This window comes from Streptomyces cyslabdanicus (genome assembly GCF_052663305.1).
In genome coordinates, this window is sequence record NZ_JBQRUW010000022.1 from 47,082 (window position 1) to 73,593 (window position 26,512).

Annotated in this window: 21 protein-coding genes; 8 read left to right on the plus strand and 13 right to left on the minus strand. The window is 65.7% G+C overall.

Features of this window, described 5'->3' with window-relative positions; translation table 11 throughout:
• Positions 1-143: 143 nt before the first annotated feature.
• The 4 genes from ACTYVM_RS14240 to ACTYVM_RS14255 all read left to right on the plus strand — a co-directional run bounded on the left by ACTYVM_RS14240 (position 144) and on the right by ACTYVM_RS14255 (position 5,922).
• A complete protein-coding gene (locus ACTYVM_RS14240) occupies positions 144-2,780 on the plus strand; it encodes a tetratricopeptide repeat protein (protein ID WP_445526304.1) in 2,637 nt (878 codons plus the stop codon).
• An 811-nt stretch (positions 2,781-3,591) separates the two neighbouring features.
• Complete coding sequence (locus tag ACTYVM_RS14245; RefSeq protein WP_445526305.1) at positions 3,592-5,235, plus strand: GmrSD restriction endonuclease domain-containing protein; 1,644 nt, start codon at positions 3,592-3,594, stop codon at positions 5,233-5,235.
• 25 nt (positions 5,236-5,260) lie between these two features.
• Positions 5,261-5,458, plus strand: a complete 198-nt coding sequence (locus ACTYVM_RS14250; protein WP_445526306.1) for a UPF0758 domain-containing protein — start codon at positions 5,261-5,263, stop codon at positions 5,456-5,458.
• Positions 5,383-5,922 (plus strand): JAB domain-containing protein, encoded by a 540-nt coding sequence (locus ACTYVM_RS14255; protein ID WP_445526307.1) that lies wholly within the window; start codon positions 5,383-5,385, stop codon positions 5,920-5,922. Before ACTYVM_RS14250 ends, ACTYVM_RS14255 begins: the two co-directional genes overlap by 76 nt.
• A 19-nt stretch (positions 5,923-5,941) precedes the next feature.
• Here ACTYVM_RS14255 and ACTYVM_RS14260 read toward each other — a convergent pair whose 3' ends face one another.
• The 9 genes from ACTYVM_RS14260 to ACTYVM_RS14300 all read right to left on the minus strand — a co-directional run bounded on the left by ACTYVM_RS14260 (position 5,942) and on the right by ACTYVM_RS14300 (position 19,946).
• On the minus strand, positions 5,942-7,024 hold the full coding sequence (locus ACTYVM_RS14260) for a hypothetical protein (RefSeq protein ID WP_445526308.1): 1,083 nt from the start codon (positions 7,022-7,024) through the stop codon (positions 5,942-5,944).
• Between the two features lie 46 nt (positions 7,025-7,070).
• Positions 7,071-8,570 carry a class I SAM-dependent DNA methyltransferase gene (locus ACTYVM_RS14265; RefSeq protein ID WP_445526309.1) on the minus strand — a complete coding sequence of 500 codons (1,500 nt, stop codon included), beginning with the start codon at positions 8,568-8,570 and terminating at the stop codon, positions 7,071-7,073.
• Between the two features lies 1 nt (position 8,571).
• The gene (locus ACTYVM_RS14270) at positions 8,572-9,057 is read right to left on the minus strand and encodes a nucleotidyl transferase AbiEii/AbiGii toxin family protein (protein WP_445526310.1); all 486 of its coding nucleotides are present in this window, start codon (positions 9,055-9,057) and stop codon (positions 8,572-8,574) included.
• A 406-nt stretch (positions 9,058-9,463) separates the two neighbouring features.
• On the minus strand, positions 9,464-10,063 hold the full coding sequence (locus ACTYVM_RS14275; RefSeq protein WP_445526311.1) for a type IV toxin-antitoxin system AbiEi family antitoxin domain-containing protein: 600 nt from the start codon (positions 10,061-10,063) through the stop codon (positions 9,464-9,466).
• An 85-nt stretch (positions 10,064-10,148) separates the two neighbouring features.
• Positions 10,149-12,614 carry an EcoAI/FtnUII family type I restriction enzme subunit R gene (hsdR, locus tag ACTYVM_RS14280; RefSeq protein ID WP_445526312.1) on the minus strand — a complete coding sequence of 822 codons (2,466 nt, stop codon included), beginning with the start codon at positions 12,612-12,614 and terminating at the stop codon, positions 10,149-10,151.
• An 800-nt stretch (positions 12,615-13,414) separates the two neighbouring features.
• Positions 13,415-15,091: an SWIM zinc finger family protein gene (locus tag ACTYVM_RS14285; RefSeq protein WP_445526313.1), complete on the minus strand. Its 1,677-nt coding sequence runs from the start codon at positions 15,089-15,091 to the stop codon at positions 13,415-13,417.
• 516 nt (positions 15,092-15,607) lie between these two features.
• On the minus strand, positions 15,608-17,041 hold the full coding sequence (locus tag ACTYVM_RS14290) for an ATP-binding protein (RefSeq protein ID WP_445526314.1): 1,434 nt from the start codon (positions 17,039-17,041) through the stop codon (positions 15,608-15,610).
• A 342-nt stretch (positions 17,042-17,383) separates the two neighbouring features.
• Entirely contained in the window at positions 17,384-18,625 is a 1,242-nt protein-coding gene (locus ACTYVM_RS14295; protein WP_445526315.1) for a S53 family peptidase, read from the minus strand.
• A 433-nt stretch (positions 18,626-19,058) separates the two neighbouring features.
• Positions 19,059-19,946 carry a LysR family transcriptional regulator gene (locus ACTYVM_RS14300; RefSeq protein ID WP_445526316.1) on the minus strand — a complete coding sequence of 296 codons (888 nt, stop codon included), beginning with the start codon at positions 19,944-19,946 and terminating at the stop codon, positions 19,059-19,061.
• A gap of 165 nt (positions 19,947-20,111) precedes the next feature.
• Between ACTYVM_RS14300 and ACTYVM_RS14305 the strand changes: the two genes are divergently transcribed.
• The 3 genes from ACTYVM_RS14305 to ACTYVM_RS14315 are packed head-to-tail and all read left to right on the plus strand — an operon-like array spanning position 20,112 to position 22,580.
• Positions 20,112-20,957 carry an alpha/beta hydrolase gene (locus ACTYVM_RS14305; protein WP_445526317.1) on the plus strand — a complete coding sequence of 282 codons (846 nt, stop codon included), beginning with the start codon at positions 20,112-20,114 and terminating at the stop codon, positions 20,955-20,957.
• Positions 20,954-21,355 (plus strand): alpha/beta hydrolase, encoded by a 402-nt coding sequence (locus ACTYVM_RS14310; protein WP_445526318.1) that lies wholly within the window; start codon positions 20,954-20,956, stop codon positions 21,353-21,355. The genes ACTYVM_RS14305 and ACTYVM_RS14310 overlap by 4 nt, the downstream gene beginning before the upstream one ends.
• A 49-nt stretch (positions 21,356-21,404) precedes the next feature.
• A complete protein-coding gene (locus ACTYVM_RS14315; protein WP_445526319.1) occupies positions 21,405-22,580 on the plus strand; it encodes an alpha/beta hydrolase in 1,176 nt (391 codons plus the stop codon).
• 355 nt (positions 22,581-22,935) lie between these two features.
• Here the strand turns inward: ACTYVM_RS14315 and ACTYVM_RS14320 are convergent, their stop codons facing one another.
• Positions 22,936-23,079 carry a hypothetical protein gene (locus ACTYVM_RS14320; RefSeq protein WP_445526320.1) on the minus strand — a complete coding sequence of 48 codons (144 nt, stop codon included), beginning with the start codon at positions 23,077-23,079 and terminating at the stop codon, positions 22,936-22,938.
• A gap of 7 nt (positions 23,080-23,086) precedes the next feature.
• Here ACTYVM_RS14320 and ACTYVM_RS14325 point away from each other — a divergent pair, with 7 nt between their 5' ends.
• Complete coding sequence (locus ACTYVM_RS14325) at positions 23,087-23,599, plus strand: hypothetical protein (protein WP_445526321.1); 513 nt, start codon at positions 23,087-23,089, stop codon at positions 23,597-23,599.
• A 22-nt stretch (positions 23,600-23,621) separates the two neighbouring features.
• Here the strand turns inward: ACTYVM_RS14325 and ACTYVM_RS14330 are convergent, their stop codons facing one another.
• Genes ACTYVM_RS14330 through ACTYVM_RS14340 form a run of 3 tightly spaced genes read right to left on the minus strand, consistent with a single transcriptional unit; the run spans position 23,622 to position 26,457 of the window.
• Positions 23,622-24,221, minus strand: coding sequence for a NifU family protein (locus ACTYVM_RS14330; RefSeq protein WP_445526322.1), 600 nt, complete (start codon positions 24,219-24,221; stop codon positions 23,622-23,624).
• Positions 24,218-26,155: a ferrous iron transporter B gene (gene feoB, locus ACTYVM_RS14335; protein ID WP_445526323.1), complete on the minus strand. Its 1,938-nt coding sequence runs from the start codon at positions 26,153-26,155 to the stop codon at positions 24,218-24,220. Before feoB ends, ACTYVM_RS14330 begins: the two co-directional genes overlap by 4 nt.
• Positions 26,152-26,457: a FeoA family protein gene (locus ACTYVM_RS14340; RefSeq protein WP_445526324.1), complete on the minus strand. Its 306-nt coding sequence runs from the start codon at positions 26,455-26,457 to the stop codon at positions 26,152-26,154. Before ACTYVM_RS14340 ends, feoB begins: the two co-directional genes overlap by 4 nt.
• Positions 26,458-26,512: the final 55 nt, after the last annotated feature.

Below are 26,512 nucleotides of genomic sequence, written 5' to 3' on the forward strand. Positions count from 1 at the left end.
CAATAACGGGCTCCACCCGCTGTACCCCGCCTAGCACCGTGATGCGCCGCCTGTCGACTACTACTGCTCGGTGGCTTGCTGATAGGACGTCAGGCCCATAGGATCCATGATTCAGCGAGTATCAAGGCCTGAGGGGGAACGCCATGTCGGCCTATTTCAACTCTAAAATCCTGGCCCGAATGTGGGAACGAGTTGAGCAGAGCAAACAGGATTCCGACGTCGCATACTTTCACGACCTGATGCTCCTCGGCGAGTTCCTGGTTAAACTCCTCACATCGGCAGTCCTAGCAGGTGTAGGAAACGATAGGGATCGGCAAAGGTACAAGGTTGAGTATCAGCTAGTTCGAGCTGACGGTATCGGCGAGTGGTCAAGGGCCTTGGAAGAGGTGATTTCTGGACCAGCAAATGCCCATATCCTTCCCGAAGCTAGGCCTCTCGTTCGTGAGCTTACCGAGAATTTTCTGACCGGTGAGGCTTCGTGGCAGAGGGTAGCGATCGATAATCTGAGTGCCGCATGCCAGGAGATCGACTCAGATCTCGAACAAGCTACCCGAAAAACAAATCTCCAGTGGTGGGTAAGGAATTTCGCTACTCTGCGCAATAGGACGCGCGGCCATGGCGCCATCACCATTCGTAAGTGCTCGACCGCAGCACCGCTCCTCGAAGTATCCATCTTGTCACTGATGACTGGCTGCGCAGCGTTTTCAATCCCATGGATTTACCTGCACCGCAACATTTCAGGGAAATACCGCCTGTCCGCAATTTCGGGAGATATATCTGATTTTTCCTACCTCAAATCAGAAAAAGATCACGTATACGCAGATGGAATTCACATTGCTTTTGCAGAGAAATTGGTACGCCTTCCTCTGCTTCATGGCGACGTAGACATTCATGATTTCTACATGGCGAACGGAGGATACAAGGAAGGCAAGGGAGGCACCGGGTCAACCTACGAAGCGCTTTCATACATCACGGACACCAGGAGACGTGAAAGCGCCGAGTCCTATCAAACGCCTCCCAATTCACTACCACCCAGCGAGACGGAGGGGCACCCCGACCTCGACCTCGAAGGAAAGTCATTCGCCAACATTCCGCCCTCTCTGAAGGATTACATTAAGAGGCCGGACTTGGAGTCCGAGGTTTTCTCCCTTCTCCAGGATGATAGGCACCCAGTGGTCACTCTTGTTGGAAGGGGTGGCATCGGAAAGACTTCGCTCGCTTTGGAGGTACTCCATCGCGTCGCGCAAACTGGTCACTATTTTGCGATTCTCTGGTTCAGTTCCCGGGACATTGATCTGCTTCCCAACGGTCCGAAGCCTGTCCGGCCGGCAGTGCTGTCCAAGGAAGACATCGCCAAGCAGTTTGTGGAACTCATGAACCCGGCCGAGGCGAAGGTTAAGGGGTTTAAGCCGATTGATTACCTAGCAAGCACTCTAGCCGAGCGGGACGAAAGTAGGAGACTTCTTCTGGTTTTCGATAACTTCGAAACCGCCTCACATCCCCTTGAACTGTATCAGTTCATCGACTCTCACGTTCGGTGTCCAAATAAGGTCCTCATTACGACCCGAATGCGCGACTTCAAAGCGGACTTTCCAGTTGAAATCCGCGGAATGAAGAGGGCGGAATTCGAAGACCTTGTGATGTCAACCTCGCGAAAGTTGGGTATTGAAAGCCTCCTGACCGTCTCGTATATCGAATCGCTGTATGAGGAAACTGACGGACATCCATATTTCGTGAAGATCCTTTTGGGAGACACGAAGCGAGAAGGTAAAGCGATTCCCGTCGGGCGACTCTTCCTCAACAAAGAAGACTCCCTAAGGACTCTTTTTGAGCGGTCGTATGGGGTGCTATCTCCAGCAGCTCAGCGCGTTTTTCTAACGCTGAGCAATTGGCGTTCTCTAGTCCCTAGGCTTGCCCTGGAGGCCGCTCTAATCAGACCTCAGAATGAGACTATGGACGTTGATGACGCCCTAAGTCAGCTAGAACGCTACTCAATGATTGAGGTTCTAACGGACGATGACGGATCGCAGTTCTTGCGAACACCGATGACTGCGGCCGTCTTCGGCCAAAGTAAACTCAAGGTGAGTCAACTCAGACCCCTTGTCCTTGCTGACACTCAATTGATTCAGCAGTTTGGCCCCATGCAAGTCAGCGATGTCTCAAAGGGGATGCTTCCCAGGATCGAACGAATGATTAGAGTGATCGCCTCCCTTCGTCAATCTGGCAAGGACTATCAACCTCAGATAAGAGCCCTTGAGTATGTCGCGGGGCGCTACCCGGAGGCATGGCTGCGGATCGCCGACTTTTACCTAGAGGGATCTCGTGATGACTGGGATAAAGCACGGGTCAGCATCGAAAGGCTCCTGGAGCTTGATGAGGCTAATGTTGCGGCATGGCGCAAATTGATCTATGTAAATCAGCGGCTAGGCGACGCCCTTCAGGAGCTGAATGCTCGTATCGTTCTGGCCGAAATGCCGGATGCAGACTATTCGGAGATTGCGAATGCGGCAAGTTTCTTCGCCCACACGCAAAGGAATCAATCTCTTCAATTCGACCCAGAAGTAAGAGCCATGATGATCTCCAATCTAACTCACCTTATGGAAAGCAGGAAAACCGAAGCGACTCCGACGGAACTTAGTCGACTGGCATGGCTTTATTTGTATTCAAAAGACGTCACCAAAGCCAGTGAAGTAGTGACAGAGGGACTCCAGCGCGATCCCACTAATCCTCATCTCGCGAAGCTCGACGAGAAATTGAGAGAGTCCCCTGAAGTTAGCTGATGACTTCCCAAGCAAAAGAAAGAGTTGCTCGCCAGAGACTGGCCTCTCAAACGGCAATGTCGTCGGAGCTCGCGCAATCAACGGCACCAGTAGCACGGCTGAGGCTAGTGGGGGTACAGCGAGGCACACGCGCGCCTGCACGGTCGGCTGACCCGCCATCGTGGCTGACTGCCGTCGGCTGAGGCTCAGACACTCCGGGCCAGCTCCACCAAGGAGCGTGCGAGGCGGAAGGACCGTGCCATTCGCGTGCCAGATCCTGCGGAGAAGTCACGGGAAACAGACGAAATTGGCCTCTGGTGCGACCTGGTGCTAACACCGCTCCGCCGCAGGTCAACCCAGCGTCCGCCGGCGAGAAACCCGAGCTTTCCAAGCTCAGTGCTCTACGCCGCTGGCACTGCGGGTCCCCGTGTAGTGCTCGCCATCGTCCCCGACGAGGGTCGCCGCCAGCTCTGCTGCGAGGTCGGCCACAGCAGCCCTGGGCGTGTTGGGACCCTTGTCGGGTGGCCCGGGGCATCTCATCGCCGCCAGGGTCCCACAGGACGGTGCGTTAACGTCTCCCGTCTTCTTGAAGGCTGCCAGCGTCCGGCCGCCGCGAGAGTGAGCTCTGCTGGGCATGACAATGACAAGGCTTCCGTGCCCATCCTCCCTGGAGCCGTCTGTCTGTCAGTGCTGCTCCGTAGAGTTCAGAGCGAACAAATCTTCCAACGATCACGGCCTATGGGGGGCATGCTCAGTGAGCGCAACACGCCGCAGGCGCCAGTCCGCTAGCCCGGAACCGACGATCGTGCCGGTCTCCCGGCTCGCCGACCGTGTGCTGACCGGCGAGATCGTGCTTCCGAAGTACCAGCGGGCGTTCGTGTGGGGGCCGCACCAGATCCTCCACCTCCTGGACTCGGTGCTGCGCAACTACCCCATCGGCAGCCTGCTGCTGTGGGACACCACGGAGCAACTCGCCAGTGAGGAGACCGTCGCAGGCTTGGATGTGGACCCGCCTCGTCCCAGTCGCCCGGTCAAGTACATCCTCGACGGCCAGCAGAGGCTCGCCAGCATCATCGGCGCACTGCACGGCGGCACCGGCTCCTGGGACATCGCCTACGACCTGGAAGAGGAGCGCTTCTTCCAGCGCACTCTGGAGAGCGCGACCGGACCGCACATCATCCCCATGCGGAAGGTGAGTTCGCCAGGATCCCTCTTCGGGCAGGTAGCCGAGTTGTCCCCCGAGCTGCGCGAGCGCGCGACCGAGTTGTACGAGCAGTTCGCCAATTACCTGGTGCCAGTGGTGACCTTGGACCAGATGTCGGCTGAGGAGTCGGCGGAGGTTTTCGTACGGATCAACAGCACGGGCACGACGATGAACATCGTCGACGTGGCGCGGGCGGGCACATGGAGCCCCGACTTCGACCTCAAGGAGGAGATCGAATCACTGCTCCAGGTCCTCGACGCGAAGCGCTACGGCCGGGTCGACACCAAGACCATGCTCCGCACGATCGCGGTTGCCTCCGGATTCGGGTTCTCCACCAAGGACATCAACCGTCTGAGAGAACTCGACAAGGAGCGGTTGCGGGAGGCTGTGGCCGAGGCGGCGAAGGCGGCCGAGCGGGCGGTGGACTTCCTCAGCACCCAGATCCGTACACCGAAGGCCGATGCGCTGCCCTACTACAACCAGTTCGCGGTGCTCGTCGAAGTGTTCCGGCAGCTACCAAAGCCTTCCTCCGCGCAGTACGACGCGTTGCGCCGCTGGTTCTGGCTGACCGCGAGCGGTGAGTACTTCAAGGGCTGGAGCGAGGCCCAGATGGGTCCCGACCTGCAGGCGATCACTTCCTTCGCCAAGAGTGAGGCTCAAGAGATCGAGACGGGAGCGGCACTCCCGCGGAGCGCTGTGTGGCGGCGGAGCGCTTTCTCCAAACGGAACGCACCGAGCAAGCTCCTCGCTCTCCTCCTTGCGTACGAGGACCCGCTGGACCTGCTCACCGGACAACGGATCGACGTGGGCAGGGCCTTGTCGTGGCAGAACGATAAGGAGTTTCACCACTTCTTTCCCAAGGCATTTCTGCGGTCGCGCGGGGTGAGCAGCGCCGGGGCGAACGTCTGCGGCAATCTGGTCATGCTGACCTCTCACAGCAACATCTGGGTCACCGACCGGCCGCCCTCGCAGTATCTGCGGGACCTGGCCGATATCGAGGGCGAGGGGCCGCTACGTGAGCGGTTGAGCACCTGCCTGGTAGAGGAAGACGCCTACCAGGCGGCGCTGCGGGACGACTACGACACATTTCTGCGCGTGAGGTCGGAGACGTTGCACCAGCGGTTGATGCAGTTGATCGGTGGAGCGGCGGGACCGGTGAGTCCTGCCGCGAGGGGTGAGGCGCAGTCGTTGCCCGATGACGAGGGGCTGGAGGAGGAAGCGGACTCCGACTCCCTCTTGGACGAACCGATCGACCGCGATTCTGCGGACTGATGGGTGAGGCGGGGCCGGAATGCGGATGGCGGATGTACCGGTTGCTGATCGGCCCCGTGAGCGGCTGCTGGACCGAGGAGCGGAAGCGCTCTCCGACCGCGAACTCCTCGCCCTGCTGATCAGCTCGGGTACGGGCGTTGCGATGCGGTGGAGCTGGCGGGGCAGCTCATCGCCCGGCGCGGCGGGCTCTACAAACTCTCCCGGACACCGGCACATGAGCTGATGGCGGGGCTACCGGGGATGGGGCCGGCGGCGCGCGTCGCGGCCGCCTTTCAGCTGGAGCGCCGGGCAGCACCAGCCGAGGTCCAGAGTCGGCAATACGTCCGCGGATCCGCCGACCTGGCCAGGATCGCAGCTCCGCTGCTGACTGGCCTGAGGCACGAGCGGGTTGTGGTCGTCGTGTGCGACACGGCTGGCGCGCTACTGCGGAAGGCAACGCTGACCGAGGGCGCGGTTCACTGCTCCCTCCTTCCTGTCCGCGATGTGCTGGCCCTGGTCTTGGCCACGGGCGGCACGGCCTTAGGCGTGGCCCACAACCACCCCACAGGCCGCGTGGAGCCCAGCGAGCCCGACCGCCACGCGATATCCCGCCTGGCGACGGGAGCGGAAGCGATCGGGCTCCGGTTCCTGGACCATGTGGTTGTCACGGACCGGGAGTGGCGGCGGGTGGAAACGACGTCCGGCTGAGAGTCAGTTCCGGGGCCGACTACAGCTGCCCGGAGAACGCGGCGTTGAGGAGGGCGGGGCGGAGAGCAGCCACTTGTGCAGTCTGTTCTGCTCCGGCTTCAGTTGTCCGCCGAACCACGGTTAGTTGCCGTGCGATGCGCCGTTGCTCGGGGAGACCGGGAAGCGGGACCGTGGTAGCTAGAAGTCGATCAACATTCACACGTTGCCGTCTGGATCCCATGCCTGTTCCCTTGTCCTTGAGGGCATCATGCAGCCCGGACCAACGAGCAAGGTGGGTCATGTACTCGACGTCGGCGACGGAGGGGTCGATATCGAACGTAGGGAACTCGTGCGAGACGTGGATGCCTTCGAACTCTGCAGGAACGACGGCGAGCGAGCCCTCCCAGCCAAAGAGTTTGCTGTAGACGAACTGACCGGTGTGCAGCCTATTGTACCGAGGGTACTTAGTGTCACTGCCCGAGATGACTGGACGATGGAAGAGGCCGCGCCCACGGTTGAGAATACCCGCAGTCTGATAATTATCGTCGGGTTCCACGACCACGAAGTCGCTGCTTGGGCGCAGTGCCACGGAAAGCGACAACTGGTCTTCGATGGGCCGAAACAGTGAGTCCATGCACTGATCGGCGAGCTGACTTGAATACTCTCGCAAGGTAGCGAACTGGGTGATTCGCGACATTGCGGCGTCGAGCTTGTCGGCAACACGGCGCTGCTCTGCCAGATCAGGCAGTGGAACCTCAGTGGCGAGAAGCGTGGACGGGGTTGTCCTCTTTCGCCGGACCATGGATCCGCGAGGTGTCAGCCGATTCCACAGTTCTGGCCACGTCAACAAATGCTCGACATATCCGACATAAGCATTCTCTGAATTGATGCTGAACACCGGATATTCCGGCGACACGTACGTATCGCTAAATGGCTCATCAACGACAGCCAGCGCACCCTCCCAGGCGTTTAGTTTACTCATAACGATCTGACCAGCCCTCAGCCTGGCCATTCGCTGGTAAGAGGTCTCATTTCCTTGGATCGCGGGACGTTTGATCAGGCCGCGCCCAAAGCTATAAATACCCGTGATCGGATAGATGCCACCTGGCTGCACGTCGGTCATCTGCGCATCCTCATAGAGGGCATCGGAAAGCGGGCGAACTCGGGTGTTATTCATTGCTACCCTCCAGCGTCCCGCGCAGCTCTTCAAGTAGCCCTAGAATCTCACTCTCGGTCTTGATGAGCTCGTTTACAAGCTCCCCTGGTGAGCGATGGGTAAGGTCTTGCCCGACATGCGGGTTTGAGATGTCGAGGTCGAATCCAGCCCTCTCGATTGCGGTGGCCGACACCTTCCACGCGTTACTGCCCTCTTCGCGGCCCTCCCGTCTCTTGCCACCCCACCACTCCACGCACGGGTCGAACTCCTCGACCCGCATCGGCTTCGTCTTGGTGTAGCCGCGGCGTCCTTCCGGCAGCGAGACCTCGTAGAACCAGACTTCCTCCGTCGACTTGCCCTTATCAAAGAACAGCAGGTTCGACGGGATTAGGGTGTACGGCGCGAAGACGCCCTGAGGCAGGCGGACGATAGTGTGCAGGTCGCACTCCTTCATCAGCTTCTGCTTGATACGTGCACCGACACCCCCATCGGAGAGGCTCCCGTTCGGCAGGACGATCGCGCAGCGCCCCCCTTTCTTCAACCGGTCAAGGATGGCGTGTAGGAAGAGCCACGAAGTCTCCTGGGTCTGATAGCCCTTCGGGAACTTCTCGACCACCGACCGCTCTTCCTCGCCGCCAAACGGCGGGTTCGTCAGCACCACGTCCACCCGGTCCGCTGCCGTCGCGTCCCGCATCTGCAACAGGGCGTTCTCTCGTACCAGCCGCGGCGCACCGATACCGTGCAGCAGCAGGTTCATGCTGGCCAGCAGGTACGGAAGAGACTTCTTCTCGACGCCTCGGATGTCGTCGTGCAGCTGCCTGCGCTGGGTGTCGGTGTCCACACGCTGCACCAAATCCTCGTATGCCTGCACCAGGAAGCCCCCAGTACCGCAGGCCGGGTCGAGGATCGATTCCCCGAGTTCGAGGAAGGACTGTTGCACCATGAAGCGGTTTACCGGGCGAGGCGTGTAGAACTCGCCGGAGTCGCCGGCCGCGTCTCGCATCTCCTTGAGGATCGACTCGTACAGGAACGCCATCGTGTGGATGTCGTCCGAAGAGTCAAAGTGAATCTGGTCCACCAGGTTCACTAGGTCCCGGAGGAGGGTTCCGGACTGCATGCGGTTGGTGATGTCCTTGAAGATGGTCGACAGGACGTTCCGCGGATCCTCGGCGTCGCCGTCGGCGCCCTTCAGGCCGGCGAGATGCGGAATGAGTTCGTCGTTGACGAAGGTCTTCAGTTCGTCGCCGCTGAAGTCCGGCTTCGTCGCCCAGTCCTCCCACCGGTAGGGCTTCTCAATCGCCGGACGATAGTCGGGGTCGAGCAGCGGTCCCACCTGCTCAACACGCTGGTCGAATGCCTTGAGGAATAGCAGCCAGGAGAGCTGGGGGAGGCGATCGAGGTCACCGTTGAGGCCGGCATCCTTGCGCATGGTGTCGCGCGCCGACTTGATGACGGACGCGAGCCGCGCCCTTGACGTGGTGGCCGCAGCCGCCTTCTTCTTGGGGGACACCATCTCAGTCTTTCTGCTTCGGTTCGGCTTCGCTGTTGTCAGATGCCTCGAGCCAGAATCCGCGCACCAGGTCGAGCGCGGCGTCGAGTCGAGGGAGAGCCTTGGTGAGGCCCTCGGCCAGTTCGGGGTAGATGTCGACCCAGCTCGGCGGCGGTTCGGGGAGCACCGCCGGCACCTCATGTGTCGCCCGTACGGCGAATACGTGCCGTACGGCATCAACCACGGATGTGTCTGGGGCCAGGCCGCTCTCGATGAGTCGTACCAGGTCCACCAGGTCCTTGACTCTGGTGTTGGGTCGGTCGCCGTAGTCGCGGGTGAAGGCGTGCAGCTTTTCGGCGAAGTGCTGGCGCCGGTCCACAGCCTCGATGTCTCGGGGCGGAGTTCCGGCGAAGCCCAGGGTGTTGGGGAGCGGAAGCCTCTCGGTCAGGGCGATCTCCTCTCCCCGGGCAACGAAATCGACGCGTACGGTCGCGAAGATCCTGCCCGCCACTCGGAACTCGACGGAGAACGCCAGCCGCCTCGGCCCGCTGTGTCCGCCTTGAGCTCGATGGGAGGAGACACCTGGAATAGAAAGCCATCCTTGTCCTCGTCTACTGCGAGCACGTCGATGAGGAGTTCACGCACTGCTGGGCCGTCAAGTCCTGGTTCGCCGTCCGAGCGGTCAGCGAGGTCCATGTCCTTGGTTGTGCGCGCCCTGCCACGCAGACGGAACTCCATCACCGCCCCGCCCTTGAGGAACCAGCCCGCTGCCGGGTCAGCGGAGAGCCGGGCCGCGACTCGATCAAAGGCGACAAGACGGCGCCGCCTAGCTAGGTCTGTACCGGTATCGGCCGCCTCCTGTCTGAGCCGTACCTCAAGGGCCCGCCGGAGCGCAGTGGCGTCACGATAGCGATCAGTCACTGCGCCTCCTGAAGCGCCCGCTCGATACCGAGTTCCGCTCGCGCGCCCAGCCGCTGGGCCGTATGCAGGAGGCGTCGCCGGGTGGCCAGCCCACGCTCCAGAGCCTCGGCGACTGCGGAGTCCACTACGTCTTGGTCCATCTGCACAGCCGCGCACTCGATGATCGCCCGTACTGGCGTCGTCACGCGGTAGCCGTCACGCTCCTCGATCTCATCCTGGGCGAGTTCGGCCCGGTGAAGGATCACGGCATCGTCTTTCTGTCGAAAGCCGGGAGGCACTGTGAAGTGGATCTGCGAGGGGTTGGCCGTCCCCAGGTCGTGGACAGACAGGGCAGTGGCGTGGGAAATGATCGCGCGCCCCTTGCTCCACAGGGACCAACGGACCAGATGGTCGTCCTCACCGCCGGGCAGGGCGTCGAACTCGCGGAAGCGGTAGATGCCACGGTCGACGGCCGTCCAGTTGCCGCGCTGGGCGTGATACCGCTGCGCTTGATACGAGTACCCAGCCTCAAGCGCCTGAGATGCTGTGAAGTAGCCACGCTGCCCGCCAGCGATACGCCAGAGGGCAGCCCTGGTGTCCGTACGGTCCCTGAGCACACCTCCACACTATCAGGGACGAATACCTAACAGTCGTCTTTAGTTTAGTGTCATTCATAGACATCAAACTAAAGTTTTATTTTACTTACGAAGCTTCCAGGAGCCGCTTACTCAGCTCGTCAATGGCCTCGTGCAGAGGCTTGGCGCCGCCGAAGCGGTTCGCCAGCTCGACCACCGAACCCATCTCGGTGAAGGGGCGCACCCCGAGGGTTTCCGGCTTGAGCTGGGGCGAGCCATGCTCGGCGAACTTCAGCAGCATCTCCTCCAGCACCTGTCGGGCTTGAGGCTGGAAGGACTCCAGGAAGTCCCGGTGCTCGTGCAGGAACCGGTACAGCCGTTCCTCCCGGCTGACCAGCGGCAGTCCCCAGGCGACGTTGAGGAGCAGGTCGACCGGATCGACATCCGGGCTGCCGAACTCCGCAGGCAGTTCCTCTGCCTCGATGTCGGCGGTGTGCAGAATGGTCATGAGCTCGCGCCGGCTCTTGGCGACGGCCCACTGGGCGCGCAGCCTGTCCGGTGCGAGGTCGAGTTCGAGTACGCGGTCGTGTACCCACTGCTGGATGGTCACCAGCCTCATCGTCCGGCCATCCGTGTCGAGTTGGTAGCGCCGCTCGCCCCACTTGTAGACATGGACTCCGTTGACCACGTAGCGCCTGCCGCGGGATTGGATGCGGTCCACCTCGTCAGGGTCATCCACCCTGCCCTCGGCGCGGTGCGCGTCGAAGCTGCCGCCGTCCGAGTGGTCGTACGCGGTCTCCGGCTCCGCAACGGTCTCCGGGGCGATCTCGTCGCCCTCTGGGGTCTCTGGTGCGCTCCCGACCACATGCCCTTGGTTGTCGGCGGTATCGCGTACGACACGGAGCGGAGGACCGTCGAACCCGGGGTCGTTGAAGAGCCGGGTGGCCTCGACGAAGTCGATGATGTCGAAGGACCCCTTGCCGATCTCCGGGCACAGACGGGTGCCCCGACCGATGGTCTGTTTGAACTCGGGCATCGAGCCAATGCGCCGGAACAGGACGATGTTGCGTACGGCCGGCAGGTCGATACCGGTGTTGAGTAGCTTCGACGTCACGGCGATCACTGGTTCGTCGGAGTCGTCCTTGCGGAAGTCATCCAGCAGAGCCCGGCCATGGGGGCCGTCGGCGTCGGTGATCCGTACGACATAGTCGTGGTGCGCCTGCACCTCCGCCGAGGCCGCGTTGAAGAGGGCCGTGCGCATGCGTGCGGCGTGGTTGTTGTCCTCGCAGAACACGATGGTCTTGCCGTGCTTGCCGTCCTCCGCGGTAGAGCGCAGGTAGTCGATGACGTACTGCGCCGCCGCCTCCGTGCGCTCCAGGATCACCATGACCCGCTCGAAGTCCTTCGGGCCATAAACGCCCTCCGGGATCTCGTTGCCGTACTTGTCCCGCTGTCCTGGCTCGGTCTGGTAGCCCTCCATGTCCACGTTGAGCCGGACCCGGCGCACCCGGTACGGGGCCAGGAAGCCGTCCTCGATGCCGTCGGCCAGCGAGTAGGTGTAGACGGGCTCGCCGAAGTAGTCGAAGGTGTCGGCCTCCTTCTTACTGATCGGGGTGGCGGTCAGCCCGAGCTGGGTCGCAGGTGAGAAGTGCTCCAGCACGCGACGCCACTGCGAGTTGTCCCGGGCGCTGCCCCGATGGCACTCGTCCACGATGACAAGATCGAAGTAGTCGGGTTCGTAGCGACGGAAAAGTTCTTCCTCATCGCCCTTCTCCAGCGCCTGGTACAGAGCGAAGTAGATCTTCCGGCCTCGCACGGGCTCGCCGCTGATCTTGTGGACGTCGTCTTGGCCGAAGACGGAGAGGAAGTACTTGTCCTTGGGATCGTCGACAAGCATCGAGCGGTCGGACAGGTACAGAACCCTGGGCTTGCGTCCGGAGATCCACTGGGACCTGTAGAGCTTGGCAACCGTCTGAAGGGCCACCATGGTCTTCCCCGTACCGGTGGCCAGCACGAGAAGGATCCGCTTCTGCCCTGCGGCGATGGCCGCGAGGGTGCGGGCTACCGCGACGCGCTGGTAGTAGCGGGGCCGCTTGGCGGTGTTGTCCGAATTTCGCAGCGTGTGATCGTAGGGGGCAGCCAGGAGTTCGCGCCCGACGCTGGAGTCCGCCTGCTGGTCGGCCAGATAGCGGCTCCACAGCTCCTTGGGCGTGGGGAAACGGTCGATGTCCCGGATCGTGGGAGCAGCACCGCTATAGTCGATCTCCACGATCTGTCGGCCGTTGGTGGCGTAGGCGAAGGACAGCCCAAGCTTCGCGGCGTACCGACGAGCCTGCTCCACACCGTCGTTGGCATCGACTCGGTAGCGCTTGGCCTCGACAACCCCGATAGGGACGTCCGGTGCGTACTCCAGCACATAGTCGGCAACCAGAGGGTCGCCGTAGACGTGCCGCTTCGGCGTGGGTGTGAGCCGCCCGTCGTTGATGCGGAACTGCGGGCGAATCTGATCACTGGTCCACCCGGAATCCGCGAGGGCAGGTATGACCAGTGCCCGGCACGTCTCGTCTTCTGTCATCCCCTGTGCAGCTGTCACCACACGGAGAGTAGTGCCGCTGATCGCGGCTGTCCTCACCATTGACGAGATCCAGCCTCTGCCTCTCACTGACGTGTAGGGGACGGTGTCGCCACCCGACAGCTCGAGGTGGTGCCGGTGGGCGGCTCATGGACCATTCGTGGACGAGTCACCGGCAACTGCCGCCCTACAGTTGGCTGAGCAGGAGGAAAGCAGCGAGCAGAAGAGGCCTCCGGAGCCGTGTGCGCAGGTTCGACGACGTCGAGTTCCGAAGATCGTACGGACGCGCAGCGAGCGGGGACGCGACCGCGGCTGGCGGAAGCGCCAGCGCACGAGTCTTCTGCCAGACGCGGTGGTACGTGGACGAGCTGACCACTCCAGGCGGTCACCGGTAATAATCTGCCGGGTCGGGTTGGTCGAGGCAGATCACGACCGACGAGCGGCTGTTCCCGTGGGGCGACACACCCAACGGCACCCGCGTGAAATGCGCCGACTCGTGGGTCGGCGCACCAGGCCCGCTCGCGGCCCTGACCGGGAAGCTGCGTCGCCGAGACCCTCCCCGCCCCGAAGCAACGACGGAACCAGGCGCCCGTACCGTGTCGTCAAGACTGCTGCGATGGCGGTATGACACGGAGTTGTCATGGTGACTTCTACGACTCCGAGGCCTGCCACAAAGCAGTTCCGCCATGTCCCCAGGACCGCACCCTGAGCACGACCGACTGACTGGGGCTCCGGCCGCGAGCGGAGGATCAAGAGCGCCATCCGGCGGCTGGGGTGTGAGGGCAGCGTGGGCCGGGTGGGCCTCCGGGACGCCGTCCGGCTCACAGACCGTGTTGGTCCATCAGGCGCATCAGGTTCCGCTTGCGTTTCTGGGCGGTGCGCAGGGCCGTGGCGTACGCGGTGAACTCGTCGGGCGTGCCCAGGCGACGGTGGCAGTCTCGGACGCTCAGCAGCAGGCTGACGAGCTGCTCGTAGACCGTGTTGCCGGTCTGCTTGGTCAGTGGTTCGGCCAGGCGCAGGTAGACGCCGAGCGCGTCGGCGGGACGGTCGGCCCGGGCCTGCTCGGCGAGGGCGAGCCACTGCCGGTCATGGGTGCTGGTTCGGGCAGCGGCCTGCCAGGCGGCATCGACGTCCTTGTCGTCGAGCAGGGCGTCGACCAGGACGGAGCCGCCGTACCAGCCCTGCTGCCGCCGCTCCGCGTCAGCACGCAGCAGGGCAAGGGCTCCTGCGCGCTCGGCCGGCCAGCAGTCCGCGGCCTGCGCAGCGGCGCGCAACTGCTGGTACGCGGCCAGGGTGCGGCGAGCACGGAAGTGGTCGCGGCGCACGGCAACGGCATCCGACAGACGATCCGCCTGGGTGTAGCGGTCGCAGAGGTAGTCGACGAGGGCGGTGTCGACGTCGGAGAGGTCCCGGGTTTCCCGGATGCCGCGTTCTGCCCAGCGCAGGGCCTCGTCGGCGCGCCGTGCGGTGTCCAGCTCGCGGGCGATGACCAGGTGCGTGTGGCCGTTCGGTGAGAGGTCGGCCGCATGCACGGCGATCACCGCGTCGACATCGCCTCCCGCCTTGGCCAGACGCTCCATCAGGTACTTCTCCGCCCAGCCGCGACGGTTGCCCTGCCATGCCCCGACCGCCGACTTCCGCAGGACTGCCATTCCCTCTTCGCCGAGGACATCCTCATAATCGAGCGGATCGATATCGGTCAGACCGTCGTCGATGTCACCGAGAGCATGGCCGACCAGCCAGCGCGCGAGCTTCTCGGGGTCGGGGCGTGCCGCACGGCACGCGTCGAGGTGCGCATCGGCAAGGCCCGCACCGATCTGCCCGAACCAGCCGTCCGAATCGTCGACGCTCTCCACCGCCTCGGCCAGCAGTCGCATCGTCTCGCGCGCCAGGGTGATCGCGTCGGCGGCCCGGCCCGAGCCGGTCAGCGCGCCGATCGCGGACACCGCCTGCCCAGCCTGGTCGGCGTAGGCGCGGGCATCGGCGTACTCGACGTAGCCGTACTGCGCGAAGGGTCCGATGTCGAGCAGATCGCGGATACGGGACCGGACCGCGGCAAGGTCCCCGCGGGCGGTCGCGGCCCGCAGCTCCAGGCGGCGCCGCAACTGGGGGTCCTCGTCGATCTGTTCCCGTAGCAGAGCGAGCAACTCGTCCTTGGGCAGAGCGGACAGCCAACCGTCGAGGTCCTGCGCGCGCTCCCGGGGCGCCTTCCGCTGCCGCGGCAGGCTCTCCCGCCGGGCGAGCACCGTCAGGCCGAGGGCGACCAGGTGCTTGCAGAAGTTTCCCTCCAGCCCGTATGGGCAGTCGCACTCGCCGGCCGGCCCGCCGGGCCCGTCCAGGGTCAGCTCCACCTCGTACCGTTCCGTGCCGTGAACGGTCGCGGTGACCCAGCCGTCACCGATCTCGACCCCGGACACCGCGTTCAGGTACCCGAGGCCACGTTCGAAGGAACGGGCACCGGCCAGCTTCTTGAGGTTCGCCTCGGTAAGGCCGCGCATGGTTCTTTTCCGCCCTGCTGTGGTGGTGCAGTTGATGCTTCCGCCAGCCTAGGGGGGTCCGGAAGTGCGGGCGGCGCCTTTGGCGGCTTCGACCTCCAACTCGACCTGGTGCCGGGGGTCGGCCGGTCACGCTCCCTCTCCCGGTCCTTGTGGAGTTCGCGGTTCTCGGCGGCCACCCCGAGGACGATGACTCGCCCAAGGCTCTGGCTCTCGCAGCCCACCAGCTCCGTCAGGCCCCCGGCCTGCGGCCACTGCCCCGGGCCGGATTGCCTTCGAGCAGACCGGAGAGTTTCTCCAGATCGACCGGCACCGGCCAGCACCGCCCCGGCCTCATCCACCGCCTCGACCACCACGGCCTCCGGTAACAACGCGACTCCCCTGTCTGCAGGCTTCCGTCCCGAAACCACCGCGCGGCTGAGCTCCAGACCGACCCAGCACCGCTCGTGATCGCCCCGCAGGTGCAGGTCAGCGCCGTGCGCACGACCAACCACGTACCCATGCCTCACCGTGTCTCCGCTACTGCCAGGCGCGGACCAGATCTTCAGGTCCCCAGTGGGCCGCAAGCGGCAGGCTGCCGACCACACCGCTGCGGGACACCGCGACCAGCGGCGTGTCCGGCCCGGCGCCGGGTACCGCGAGCACGTCCCGAGCCAGGGTGTCGTATTCACGCCGGCCGAACGGCTGGGACTCCAGCCACTTGATGGACCCGACGAAGTGCACCGCGCCCGCCACGGGTTCACGATCGGTGCCCACCAGGTCGATCTCGGGGTTGTTCTGCCTGTTCCACCAACCGCCGACCGCCTCCGTCTCCGGCCACCGCTCGTCGGGCAGCAGCCGCAGCAGCGACTCCCGGATGAGCGGCTCGACCGCACGCCCCCGCCAGGCGGTCCAGGACCGCTCGATGCGCTCCAGGGCCAGATCGCCCCGGCCGCGCTCGATGAGCGGGATCCCCCGCTGCAGGAAGGCCAGCCAGAACCGGAGATACGGATCCGCGACGCGGTAGCGCTTGTTCTTGGTGTCGGCCTTCGCGGACAGCGGCAGGTCGGCCGCCAGAACCCGCTTGGCCTGCAGGGTGTTCAGCAGCGGGGACAGCGTGCCCGATGGCAGGGCGCCTGTTCCCCCAGCCTGTGCAGCGATGGTGGAGAAGGTCCGCTCGCCGCTGCCCACCGCCTCCAGCACCGCCCGCGAGTGCGACGCCTCGGGAAACTCCCCCAGCAGCGACAGCTCGCCCGCCACCAGCAGCGGAGACAGCGGATTCGCCACGGCCTCGCGCAGGAAGTCCACCCGGCCCACGCCCGGCCGCCACGACTGAACGATTTCCGGAAAGCCTCCCGTGATCAGCAGCGCGTCCACCGCGTCCACCGCATCCAGCTGGGTCATGGCCTGCACATCGCCGAGGTGCAGCGGCTGGACGGTCATCTTCGCCGCCCGCCCGAAGAACGGGCGGCCGTAGGACTGCAGCGCCTCCATCACCGACATGTCGCTGCCGACCAGGATGAGCAGGACCGGCTTGGTGGACAGGTGACGGTCCCAGACGGTCTGCAGAGCCCCCTCGAACTCCGCGTCCTGTTCCACCAGCCACGGCACCTCGTCGATCACCGCGATGCTCGGGGCGTCGTCCGGAACCGCGACGGCCAGTGAGCGAAGCGCCTGATTCCAGTCCGCGGCCTGCAGCCCGGCCACCAGCTCCGCCCCCGGTAGGGCGGACTGGGCGAGCACCCCGGTGAAGTCCGCCCGCTCGGCCATGGCATTGCGGCCCCGGGTCGCCTGGAAGACCACGTACGGAACCCCGGACCGGTCACAGAACTCCTGAACCAGACGAGACTTCCCCACCCGGCGCCGCCCGGTCATGGTCACGGCCCGCCCTCGGGTGGCGCCCGCGCCCTCGATCACCAGGCCCAGCTGTCGAGTCAGCAGATCCAGGTCAGCCACCCTCCCCTTGAATTCCACAGGCAGCCTCCCCAACCAAACACAGTTTCGATATTACGTAGATTGAATCTTACTTAGATGTTAGCTCGCTTCCTATGCCAGCGTGATCCTTGTCGGAAACTTGGACGGGCACGCCACACCATCAGCCCTTTCGGGTCTTGGTCAGATGCGCCGACATCGACACAACCAGGGGAGTTGCCAGCCCGACGGGCCGGGTCAGCGATCGGCATCCCGGCGTTCGGCCACCGCCATCGCCTCATGCGAATTTGGGTCACGTCAGTCCGTCGAAGATCCACAGAGCGGCCGGCGCGGGGCACCCGGCGGTCTGTGGCAGGCGCCCGCGCCTCGGGGGCGGGAGTGCTTTCAGCCCTCCTTGGCGAGGGCCCGGACGAAGCGGGCCGCGTCGATCGTGCCGACGCCGGTCGCCATGTCGTAGCCCTTCACCGCGGTGTAGCCGGGGACTCCCGCGTAACTGTTGTTCGTGCCGTCCTTCGCGTCGACGATCCCGGTGGACGGGTTCCGCGAGGACTGCGCGAACAGCGAGTACAGCGCCTGGTGGATGTCACCCAGCCGGTGCCCGGCGGCCTGGTCGGCCAGGGCCACGATGCCCGCGAAGAGCGGGCTGGCCTCGCTGGTGCCGGTGTAGACGTCCCAGCCGACCCGCTTCGGGTCGAAGCTGGAGTACACCCATGCGCCGCCGTTCATCGCGGCGGACATCGAGACGTCGGGGGTGCCGCGGCGGTCGCCGACCACCTGCTTGACCCCGTTCTGGTACGAGGGACGGGCGAAGACATGGGACTTGCCGCCGCCGCTTGCTCCACGGTCGTTGTAGACGCTGTCCGGCGCGATGCGGTCGCCCTTGGCGTCCAAGTGCAGTTGGGTGCCGCCGACCGAGACGACCAACGGGTCGGAGGACGGCCAGGAGTTGGCCCTGTACGGGTAGTCGGCATCGCCGTTCGGGGTGGGGCTGGTGGCTCCGTCGTCGCCGGAGGCCGCGAGGACGGTCACACCGTGCCTGGCCGCGTCCTTGAAGGCGTACCGCAGGTTCTGAATGCTGGAGAAGTCACCGCTGCGGTAGCCGGGGAAGGTGTTCTCCGTCGCGCCGAAACTCTGGCTGATCACATCGCCCACACCGCGGTCGATGAGCGACTTCTCGGCGTCCATCATCTCTCGCAGGCCGGTGGTGCCGTCCCCGCTCTGGTTGACGCCGGTCTCCACCAGGACGATGTGCGCGTCCGGGGCGACGGCATGCGCCATCTCCACGTCGAGGGTGCTCTCGTCGGCCCAGAAGTTGTGGTCGCCGTTGGAGGGGTCGAAGGGCGGGACGTCACCCCACTTGACCACGTCGACGTGGGTGCTCTTCATGCCGAACCGGGCGCTGTAGACATCCAGGTCGTGCTGGATGGTCGGCGAGCCGAAGGAATCCACGATCACGATCGTGCGGCCCTTGCCGGTGACTCCCGCCCGGTACAGCGAGTTCAGGTTGTACGCCTTTTGGTACTGGGTCGGGGTGTAACAGGAGATCTGCCACTTCGCCTGGCACTGCTCGGTGGTCAGCAAGCTGCGGCCCGTGCTCTCCGGTTGCTGCCCGGCTGCCGCCGGCACGTCCTTGACTCCTTGTGCGGATTGCACGGGTGCGGCCATCGCAGAATCGGACAAAATAGGCGATATCAGTGCGGTATTGGCGAGGACTGTGACCCCGGCCACTGTGACCGCAATACGGCGCCGCACGCGAACTCCGCGCATGATTAATCCCCTTGCAAGGTGAGACCCCCACTCGACGGTTGCCGCAATCCCACCTTGAGGTCATTCGCAGAGCAAGCACTTGACCCTGTGCGACTTCTCACTGATGTGCTACTTGTCACTGTTGTCCGATTCAGGACTGTGCGGTCATGCCTGGCGCGCACAGGACGACCCGGAAAGAGCGGGAGTCGCTCTCACCGACTCCCGCTCTTTCTCACTGTCCCTCAGTGATCGCACACCCCCGGCGCAGTCAGAGCGGCCCCGGCACAGTCGGAGCGGCGCCTCTCCCCCTGGATCAAGTCGCCGTCAGCGCCGCGGTCAGGTGGTCGCGGAAGCGGCGGGCCGCCTCGGACACGTAGGCCCCCTCCCGCCAGTACAGCCGCAGGACCCGCTCGGCGCCGGGAGCCGCCAGTCGTACGGGCGAGAACGGTGCCCGCGACGTCGCCAGCGGGGAGCGGAGATACCAGGCGGGCCCGAACCCCACGCCGAGCCCGGCGCTGACCATCTCGATGGCCGTGGTGGCCTCGTCGATCTCGCAGGCGACCACCAGTTCCAAGCCGGCCTCGGAGAACAGCCGCTCGGCCAGCGTGCGCTGCCAGATCCCCGGCCGGGTGGTGACCACGGGTTCGCCCGCGAGGTCGGCCATGGCCACCTCCCGCCGGCCGGCGAGCCGGTGCCCGAGCGGCACGGCGAGCCCGACTTCCTCGCGGACCAGCTCGTCATGGCCCAGCCCCGGCCCCTCGAGCACCTCGGAAGCCAGGCAGAAGTCGACCTGACCCTCGCTCAGTCGCCTGGCCATGACCGTCGGGGTCGCCTGGAAGAGACGAACGGCGACATCCGGATGCTCAGCGATGAAGCTCTTGACCGGTTCGGTGACCGTGAGCAGCGTCTCCGAGGCGAGCGAGACGCTGCCACGGGCGAGCCCGGCGGCGTCGGAGAGTTCGCGCGTGGCGTCGTCCAGCTCGGCCAGGGCCTTGTCCACCCGGCGCAGGAACGCGGCGCCGAACCGGTTGAGGCGGATCCGCCTGCCCTGCCGGTCGAACAGCTGCACGCCCACGTCGGCCTCCAGCCGCGCGATGGTCCGGCTGATCGAGGGCTGGGCGACGCGAAGCTCGTCCGCCGCCCTGCTGATGTGCTCATGGCGTGCCACGACTTGGAAGTAGCGCAGCGACAGCAGATCCATAATGCCTCTGACGTTATGCCTCTACCGTTATGACTACATGGAAAAACTGGTCTTGGACAGCATATAGCGCCGCTGGCTACGGTCGCCCCTCAGAGACCTTGGATCCGGCCTGCCCGCGGTTCGCCGTCGCGACGGGCATGCGCAATGTCGATCTTTGGAGGTTCCGTGCCCGTCGGTTATCTGGTCAGTGTGGCGTTGGCCGCGATCGGCACGCTGTTCGCGCTGGCGCCGGTGCCGTGGTCGCGCCCACTCGGCCACGTGAGCTACTTCTTCGGCCTCGCCGCGAACGAAATGCCGTTCGCGGCCTTCTGGTGGCTGGTGCTGCTCCCGACCGCGCTGGCGTTCGGCGAAGGTGACATCCATTCGCCGGGCGCCTGGGCGGTTGTCGCCCTGGCCGCTCTGATCACGCCCGGGCTCGCGGTCATCGCCCATCGCGCGCTCGGGGAGCGGGACCAGATCGAGCGCGCCATGGCCGACGGGCTGGGTGCCGGGTGGCGTGCCGCCATCGACGCCGACCTCGCCGAAGGGCTGCGGCGCCGCCTCCCGCTGGTCCGCATCCTGTTCCTGCCCATCTTCCGGCGCCGCTGGGATGTCCGGCGCGTGGCCAACCTCGCCTACGGCGACGCGGGTCGCCGCAACCTGCTCGACCTCTACCATCACCGCTCGCGCCCGCGCGGCGCGCCCGTCCTGATCCACCTGCACGGCGGCCACTACCGCCAGGGCCGCAAGAACACCCAGTCGCTGCCGTTGCTCCACCACCTGGCCGGCCGGGGCTGGGTGACCGTCAGCGCCAACTACCGGTTGCAGCCCACGGCCCAGCACCCCGACCACCTGATCGACCTGAAGAAGATCATCGCCTGGGTGCGGGAGCACGCCCACGAGTACGGGGCCGATCCGGCGACGCTGTTCGTCGCGGGCAGTTCGGCGGGCGGGCACAACGCCGCCTGGCCGCGCTCACCCAGAACGACCCCGCCTTCCAGCCGGGCTTCGAGGACGCCGACACCTCGGTGACCGGCGCCATCTGCCTGGGCACCTACTACGGCCCCATCAGCGACGATCCGAAGTCCTCGCCGCTGGCCCGCATCACACCCAACGCCCCGCCGTTCCTCCTCGTGCACGGCGACCTGGATCCGCTCGTACCCGTGGCCGACGTCCGGCAGGCCGCCGAGCGGCTCCGCCGTACCTCCTCCAACGCGGTTGTCCACGCCGAACTGCGCGGCGGGAACCACGCCTTCGACCTGTACCACTCGGTTCGCTTCGAAGCCGTCGTCGACGCCATCGAGGCCTTCACCGCCTGGGTGAGATCACGGGAGAGGGCCGCCGCCCCGGAAGGCGGGCAGACCTGCGACCCGGCCGAGCAGAAGACCACAGAGTCGGCCGAGGCGTCCGCCAAGGGCCAAGGCGAGTAACTTCATGACGTTTTCCCAGAGTTGACGGAAGTAGGTCACGGTCATGCCGATGGGATATCTGACGACGACAGCACTCCTCGCCTGGTGCACCTTCTTCGCCGTTGTCGCACCGCGCCGGCCCCGACCGCTGGCGAGCATGAGCTTCTGGTTCGGGCTGATCCTCAACGAGGTGCCGTTCCTGGGCATCTACGCCCTGGTGGCCTCCACGGCACTGGCCGCCGCCCAGGGCGATCTGGAGTCACCGGGCGCCAAGGCGACGGCCACCGTGGCCGCCGTCACCGCCGCCGGGCTCGCTGTCTCCGCCTGGCGGGGCCTGCGGACGGACCAAGCGGTCGGGCGGGCCCTTGAGCAGGGGCTGGGGACCGGCTGGCGGGAGCGTGTGCACGTACCGCTGCGCCGCCACCGGCCCTGGGCCCGCATCCTGCTGCTCCCGGGCTTCTTCTGGCGGCGTGACGTGGAGCGGATCCCCAACATCAGCTACGGGGACGCCGGGCGCCGGAATCTGCTCGACGTCTACCGCCGCCGCGACGCACCGCACAACGGGCCGGTCCTGGTCTACTTCCACGGCGGCGGCTACGCCGGCGGAGCGAAGAACCGCGAGGCACGGCCTCTGCTCTACCGGCTCGCCGGCCAGGGATGGGTGTGTATCAGCGCCAACTACCGGCTGCGGCCCCAGACCACTTTCCCCGGCCACCAGATCGACGCCAAGAAGGTCATCGCCTGGGTCCGCGAGCACGGCGCCGAGTATGGCGCCGATCCCTCGCGGCTGTTCGTTGCGGGCAGTTCCGCCGGCTCCAACATGGCAGGCCTGTGCGCGCTCACCCCGAACGACCCCGGGTTCCAGCCCGGATTCGAGTCCGCCGACACCTCCGTCACCGCCGCGATCTGCCTCTACGGTTACTACGGCCACTACTTCGGCGACCCGCCGGACGGGCCCCCGCCCCCGCCCCAGCCGCAGGGATACATCCACCCCGGTGCGCCGCCGTTCCTCATCGCCCACGGCACCAAGGACGCACGGGGGACCGTCGAGGCCGCCCGGAACTTCGCCGGTCAGCTGCGCCGCGTCTCGGACAGCGCCGTGGTCTACGCCGAACTGCCGGGTGGGCAGCACTCGTTCGACGTTTTCCACTCCCCGCGTTTCGATGCGGTCGTGGACGGCGTCGAAGCCTTCGCCGCCTGGGTCCTGGCTCCGCAGCGCACTCCTGGCTCCGCCCGCCAGGTGTAGTGACCTGAGGCAGTGGGCGCTGCGCCAGGCAGACCCCGATCAACACATACAGCACACACACCCCTCACATTTTCCATACAATCTCCCCCTGTCTGCCGTGTGCGCCGCGTGGGCGCGGCGCACGTGTCGGGAACGGAATCGTCCACGCCGACATGTGCGGACACGAATCGCCAGCAGACGCTGAGTACAGGAGCCAGGGGGCGTACATGTCTTTTCGGGTTGGCCCGAAGCGGTCGGAATCCAGCGGTGCCCGGGACGGGAAGAGCGGCGGAGGCAAGAGGCGTCGGGCCTACGGGGGCCTGGTGGTCGGGCTTGTGGCCTTGTCCCTCGGCGCATCGGCGTGCTCTGGCACGGATCAGGTCGAGAACACATCAGCCATACCTTCGACTTCGGCGACCATATCCAGTTCGCCCTCCGACGCTTCTCCCTCCGCCACGTCTTCGACATCCCTGTCCGCGACGTCTTCGTCCGCGACTCCTTCGAAGCGGCCCGTCGTCAAGGAGACGGTGAGCAGCTACGTCGGCTGGAATCTGCAGAAAGCCGTGGCAGATGCTCGCGCGCACCACGTCAAGTCGGTGTCCTACGCGGACGCGAGCGAGCTGAGGCGCACCGTGGTGCACACCTACAACTGGAAGGTGTGCTCGCAGACGCCGTCCGCCGGTGTCCACAGCACCGCCACCAAGCTCGCGTTCAAGATCGTGGGAGTCAACGAGTCATGTTCGTATCCCCCGCGCGCCACGTCCGCTAGTACGTCCGGCAGCGGCGGTTCCTCTTCCTCCGGCGGTTCCTCTTCCTCCTCCGGGTCCTCTTCCTCCGGTGGCTCCGGCTCGGGTGGCAGTACGTCGTCGGGCGGCAGCTCCAGCAAGACGCAGCTGTGCAGCATCCGGTCCAACGCCGGCAACTGCTACCACGCCGGACAGTTCTGCCGGAATTCCGACGTCGGGGCGACGACCACGGACGCCGCCGGACGTGCCATCACGTGTGGCTATCAGTCCGGCTCAAACCGGTGGCACTACTGAGAGTCCATGACGGTCAGGGCGGTCAAGCGCTGCGGCGGCGCAGGGTGAGCCAGGTGCGCCGTGCCGCCCTGCCGGGCTCCTGCGTGGCCCGCAGCTCGACCAGTTCGGGGAACCGGGCGCGCAGTTCCGACTCGAGGCGGGAGTGGAGGGTGAATCCGGCCGCCGGGCAGTGTGTGCAGGTGCCCGCCATCCGGACCTCCGCCCGCCGGTCGTGGGCGGACACGATCGTCACTTCGCCGCCGTGGGAGCGGATGTAGTCGCCGGCGGGTCCGTCCAGGACGTCCTGCAGTGCGGCGCGCAGCCGGTCGTCCTCGGTGACCACGTCGGCCGGCCGCCACCGCTGGGGGTGCTGCAGCGCGGCGCCGAGCGCGTCGCGCACCCTCGCCCCCGCGCCGGACCAGCTCCGGCCGTCGGCGAGCCGGACCACCACGGCCTGCGCCTCCACCTCGATGGACTCGATGGAGGTGACGTCGTCGGAGTGGAGCATTCTCCCGAGCTCGTCCGGTGCCTCGGCGATCTCTCCGAGGACCGGCAGCGTGCCGGCGGGGATCACCCAGCGGACGGCCCGCGGGTCGGCGGTGGCCTCGGGGTGCATGGGGACGATGTTCGGGACGGTGCTCATGCCAGCAGCCCTACGACGGTGTGCGTCAGGAAGGCCATCGTCCAGGCCAGCACGAACATGTAGCCGAAGGCGACCGCGGGCCATCTCCACGAGCCGGTCTCACGGCGCATGACTCCGATGGTCGACATGCACTGGAGCGCGTAGAGGAAGAAGACCAGCAAGGCGGCCGTCGTGGCCGGGGTGAAGAGCTTCTCTCCCTGGTGCGGCCCGTCGGTGTACGTCATGTGCGCCAGGGTTTCGGCCGGCTGGTCGGGGTTCTGGGCGGCGGCGACCTGGCCGAGGGTGGCGACGAACACCTCGCGGGCGGACAGCGATGCCAGCACGCCGACGTTGATCCGCCAGTCGAAGCCGAGGGGCTCGAAGACGGGTTCGATGGCGTGACCGATGTCGGCGGCGTAGCTGTGGTCGACCTCGTAGGCCGAGACCGCGGTCCGGTCGCCCGGGTCGACGCCGGCGGAACGCAGTTGGGCATCGCTGTGCATGGGCAGGGTGAGCAGCAGCCACAGCACGACGGTGACCAGCAGGATGATCCGGCCGACCTTGTGCAGGAAGCCCTTGCAGGCGCTCCACATGGATTCGATCACTGATCGGGGCCGCGGCAACCGGTAGGACGGCATCTCCATGTAGAACGGCAGCACCGGGCCGCCCCGGCTGCTGAACCGTTTGAACACCCAGGCCGTCGCCATGGCCGAGAGCGCGCCGACGAGGTACAGGGCGAACATGACGACGCCCTGGGCGCCGAAGGGACCGACGCTGGCATCGGGACTGACCAGCAGGCCGGTCAGCAGCACGTAGACCGTCAGGCGCGCCGAGCAGGTCATCAGCGGCGCGCCCATCATGGTCGCGAAGCGGTCCTTGGCCGACGGGAGGGAGCGGGTGGCCATGATGCCCGGGATGGCGCAGGCGAGGGAGGAGAGCAGGGCGACGAACGCCCGGCCCTCAAGACCGGCCTTGGCCATGATCCGGTCCATCAGGAAGGCCGCGCGGGAGAGGTAGCCGCTGCCCTCCAGCAGGGAGATCATGAGGAACAGCAGGGCGATCTGCGGCAGGAAGACCAAGACGCTGCCCAGGCCGCCGATCAGGGCGTTGCCGAGGAAGCCGGCGAGCAGCGGGTTCGAAACGTACTCGGTGACGAGCGTGCCGAGCCGGTCGAAGAGGCTCTGCACCGCGTCCTGCAGCGGTGTCGCGACGGTGAAGATGATCTGGAAGAACGCGAACATGGTCGCGAAGAAGATGAGCGTGCCCCACAGCGGGTGCAGCAGTACGGCGTCGATCCGCCGTGTGCGGTGGTCGACCTCCGGGACCCGGTAGTCCGCGCTCTGCAGCAGCGACTCCACCCAGGCCCGCCTCTGTGAGGGGTCGGTGGGCGGCGGGACGACCGGCCGCTCCCATGCGGCCCAGTCGAGCAGCATGGACCGCAACCGCGCCAGGTCGTTGCGCGACCCGCTCGTCACCCCGACGACCGGCACGCCCAGAGCGCGGCTGAGGGCCGAGACGTCGAGGGTGCCGCCGCGACGGGCCAGTTCGTCCCGGAAGGTGAGTACCACGCAGACCGGCAGGCCCGTCTGCATGACCTGGGCGAGCAGCCCGAGGGAACGACGCACCGTCGTCGCGTCGATCGTGACGAGAATCCCGTCGGGTGTGCCGATGTCCGGGTTGTCCGGGTCGAGCACGTCGGCGACGACCTGCTCGTCCGGGCTGATCGGGTCGAGGCTGTAGGTGCCCGGGAGATCCTCGATGACCACCTCGTGCTCGCCGACGCGCGCCGTCCCCTCATAGCGCGCGACGGTCACTCCGGGGTAGTTGCCGGTCTTGGTCCGCAGGCCGGTCAGGGCGTTGAAGAGCGTGCTCTTGCCCGAGTTGGGGCTGCCGACGAGAGCCAGGCGGATGTCGCCGGTGACCGTCTGGGCCACCGGACCGCAGTGCGCGCTCATGCGGTGCGCCGTACACGGATGCCGGCGGCCTGCTCTTTGCGCAGTGCCACCTCGTACTCCACGACCTGGAAGACGACGGGGTCGCCGAGCGGCGCCTTCCGCAGCACGGTGACCTCCGCGCCGGGGGCGAACCCCAGGTCGAACAGTCGTCGCGCGGTGCTCGGCTCGACCGACTCGTCGATGTCGGTCACCTGGCCGCTCATCCCGGGTCGGAGGTCGGCCAGTCGCGCGCCTTCCGCTGAATCCGTCGGCATGGGCAGACCGCTCTGACGCCCACCCAACTGCACTGAGACCATCGACATCCTCAACCCCGGAATCACCTCTATAGCTTAGGGCAGGCTAACCTTTTATCCCGGT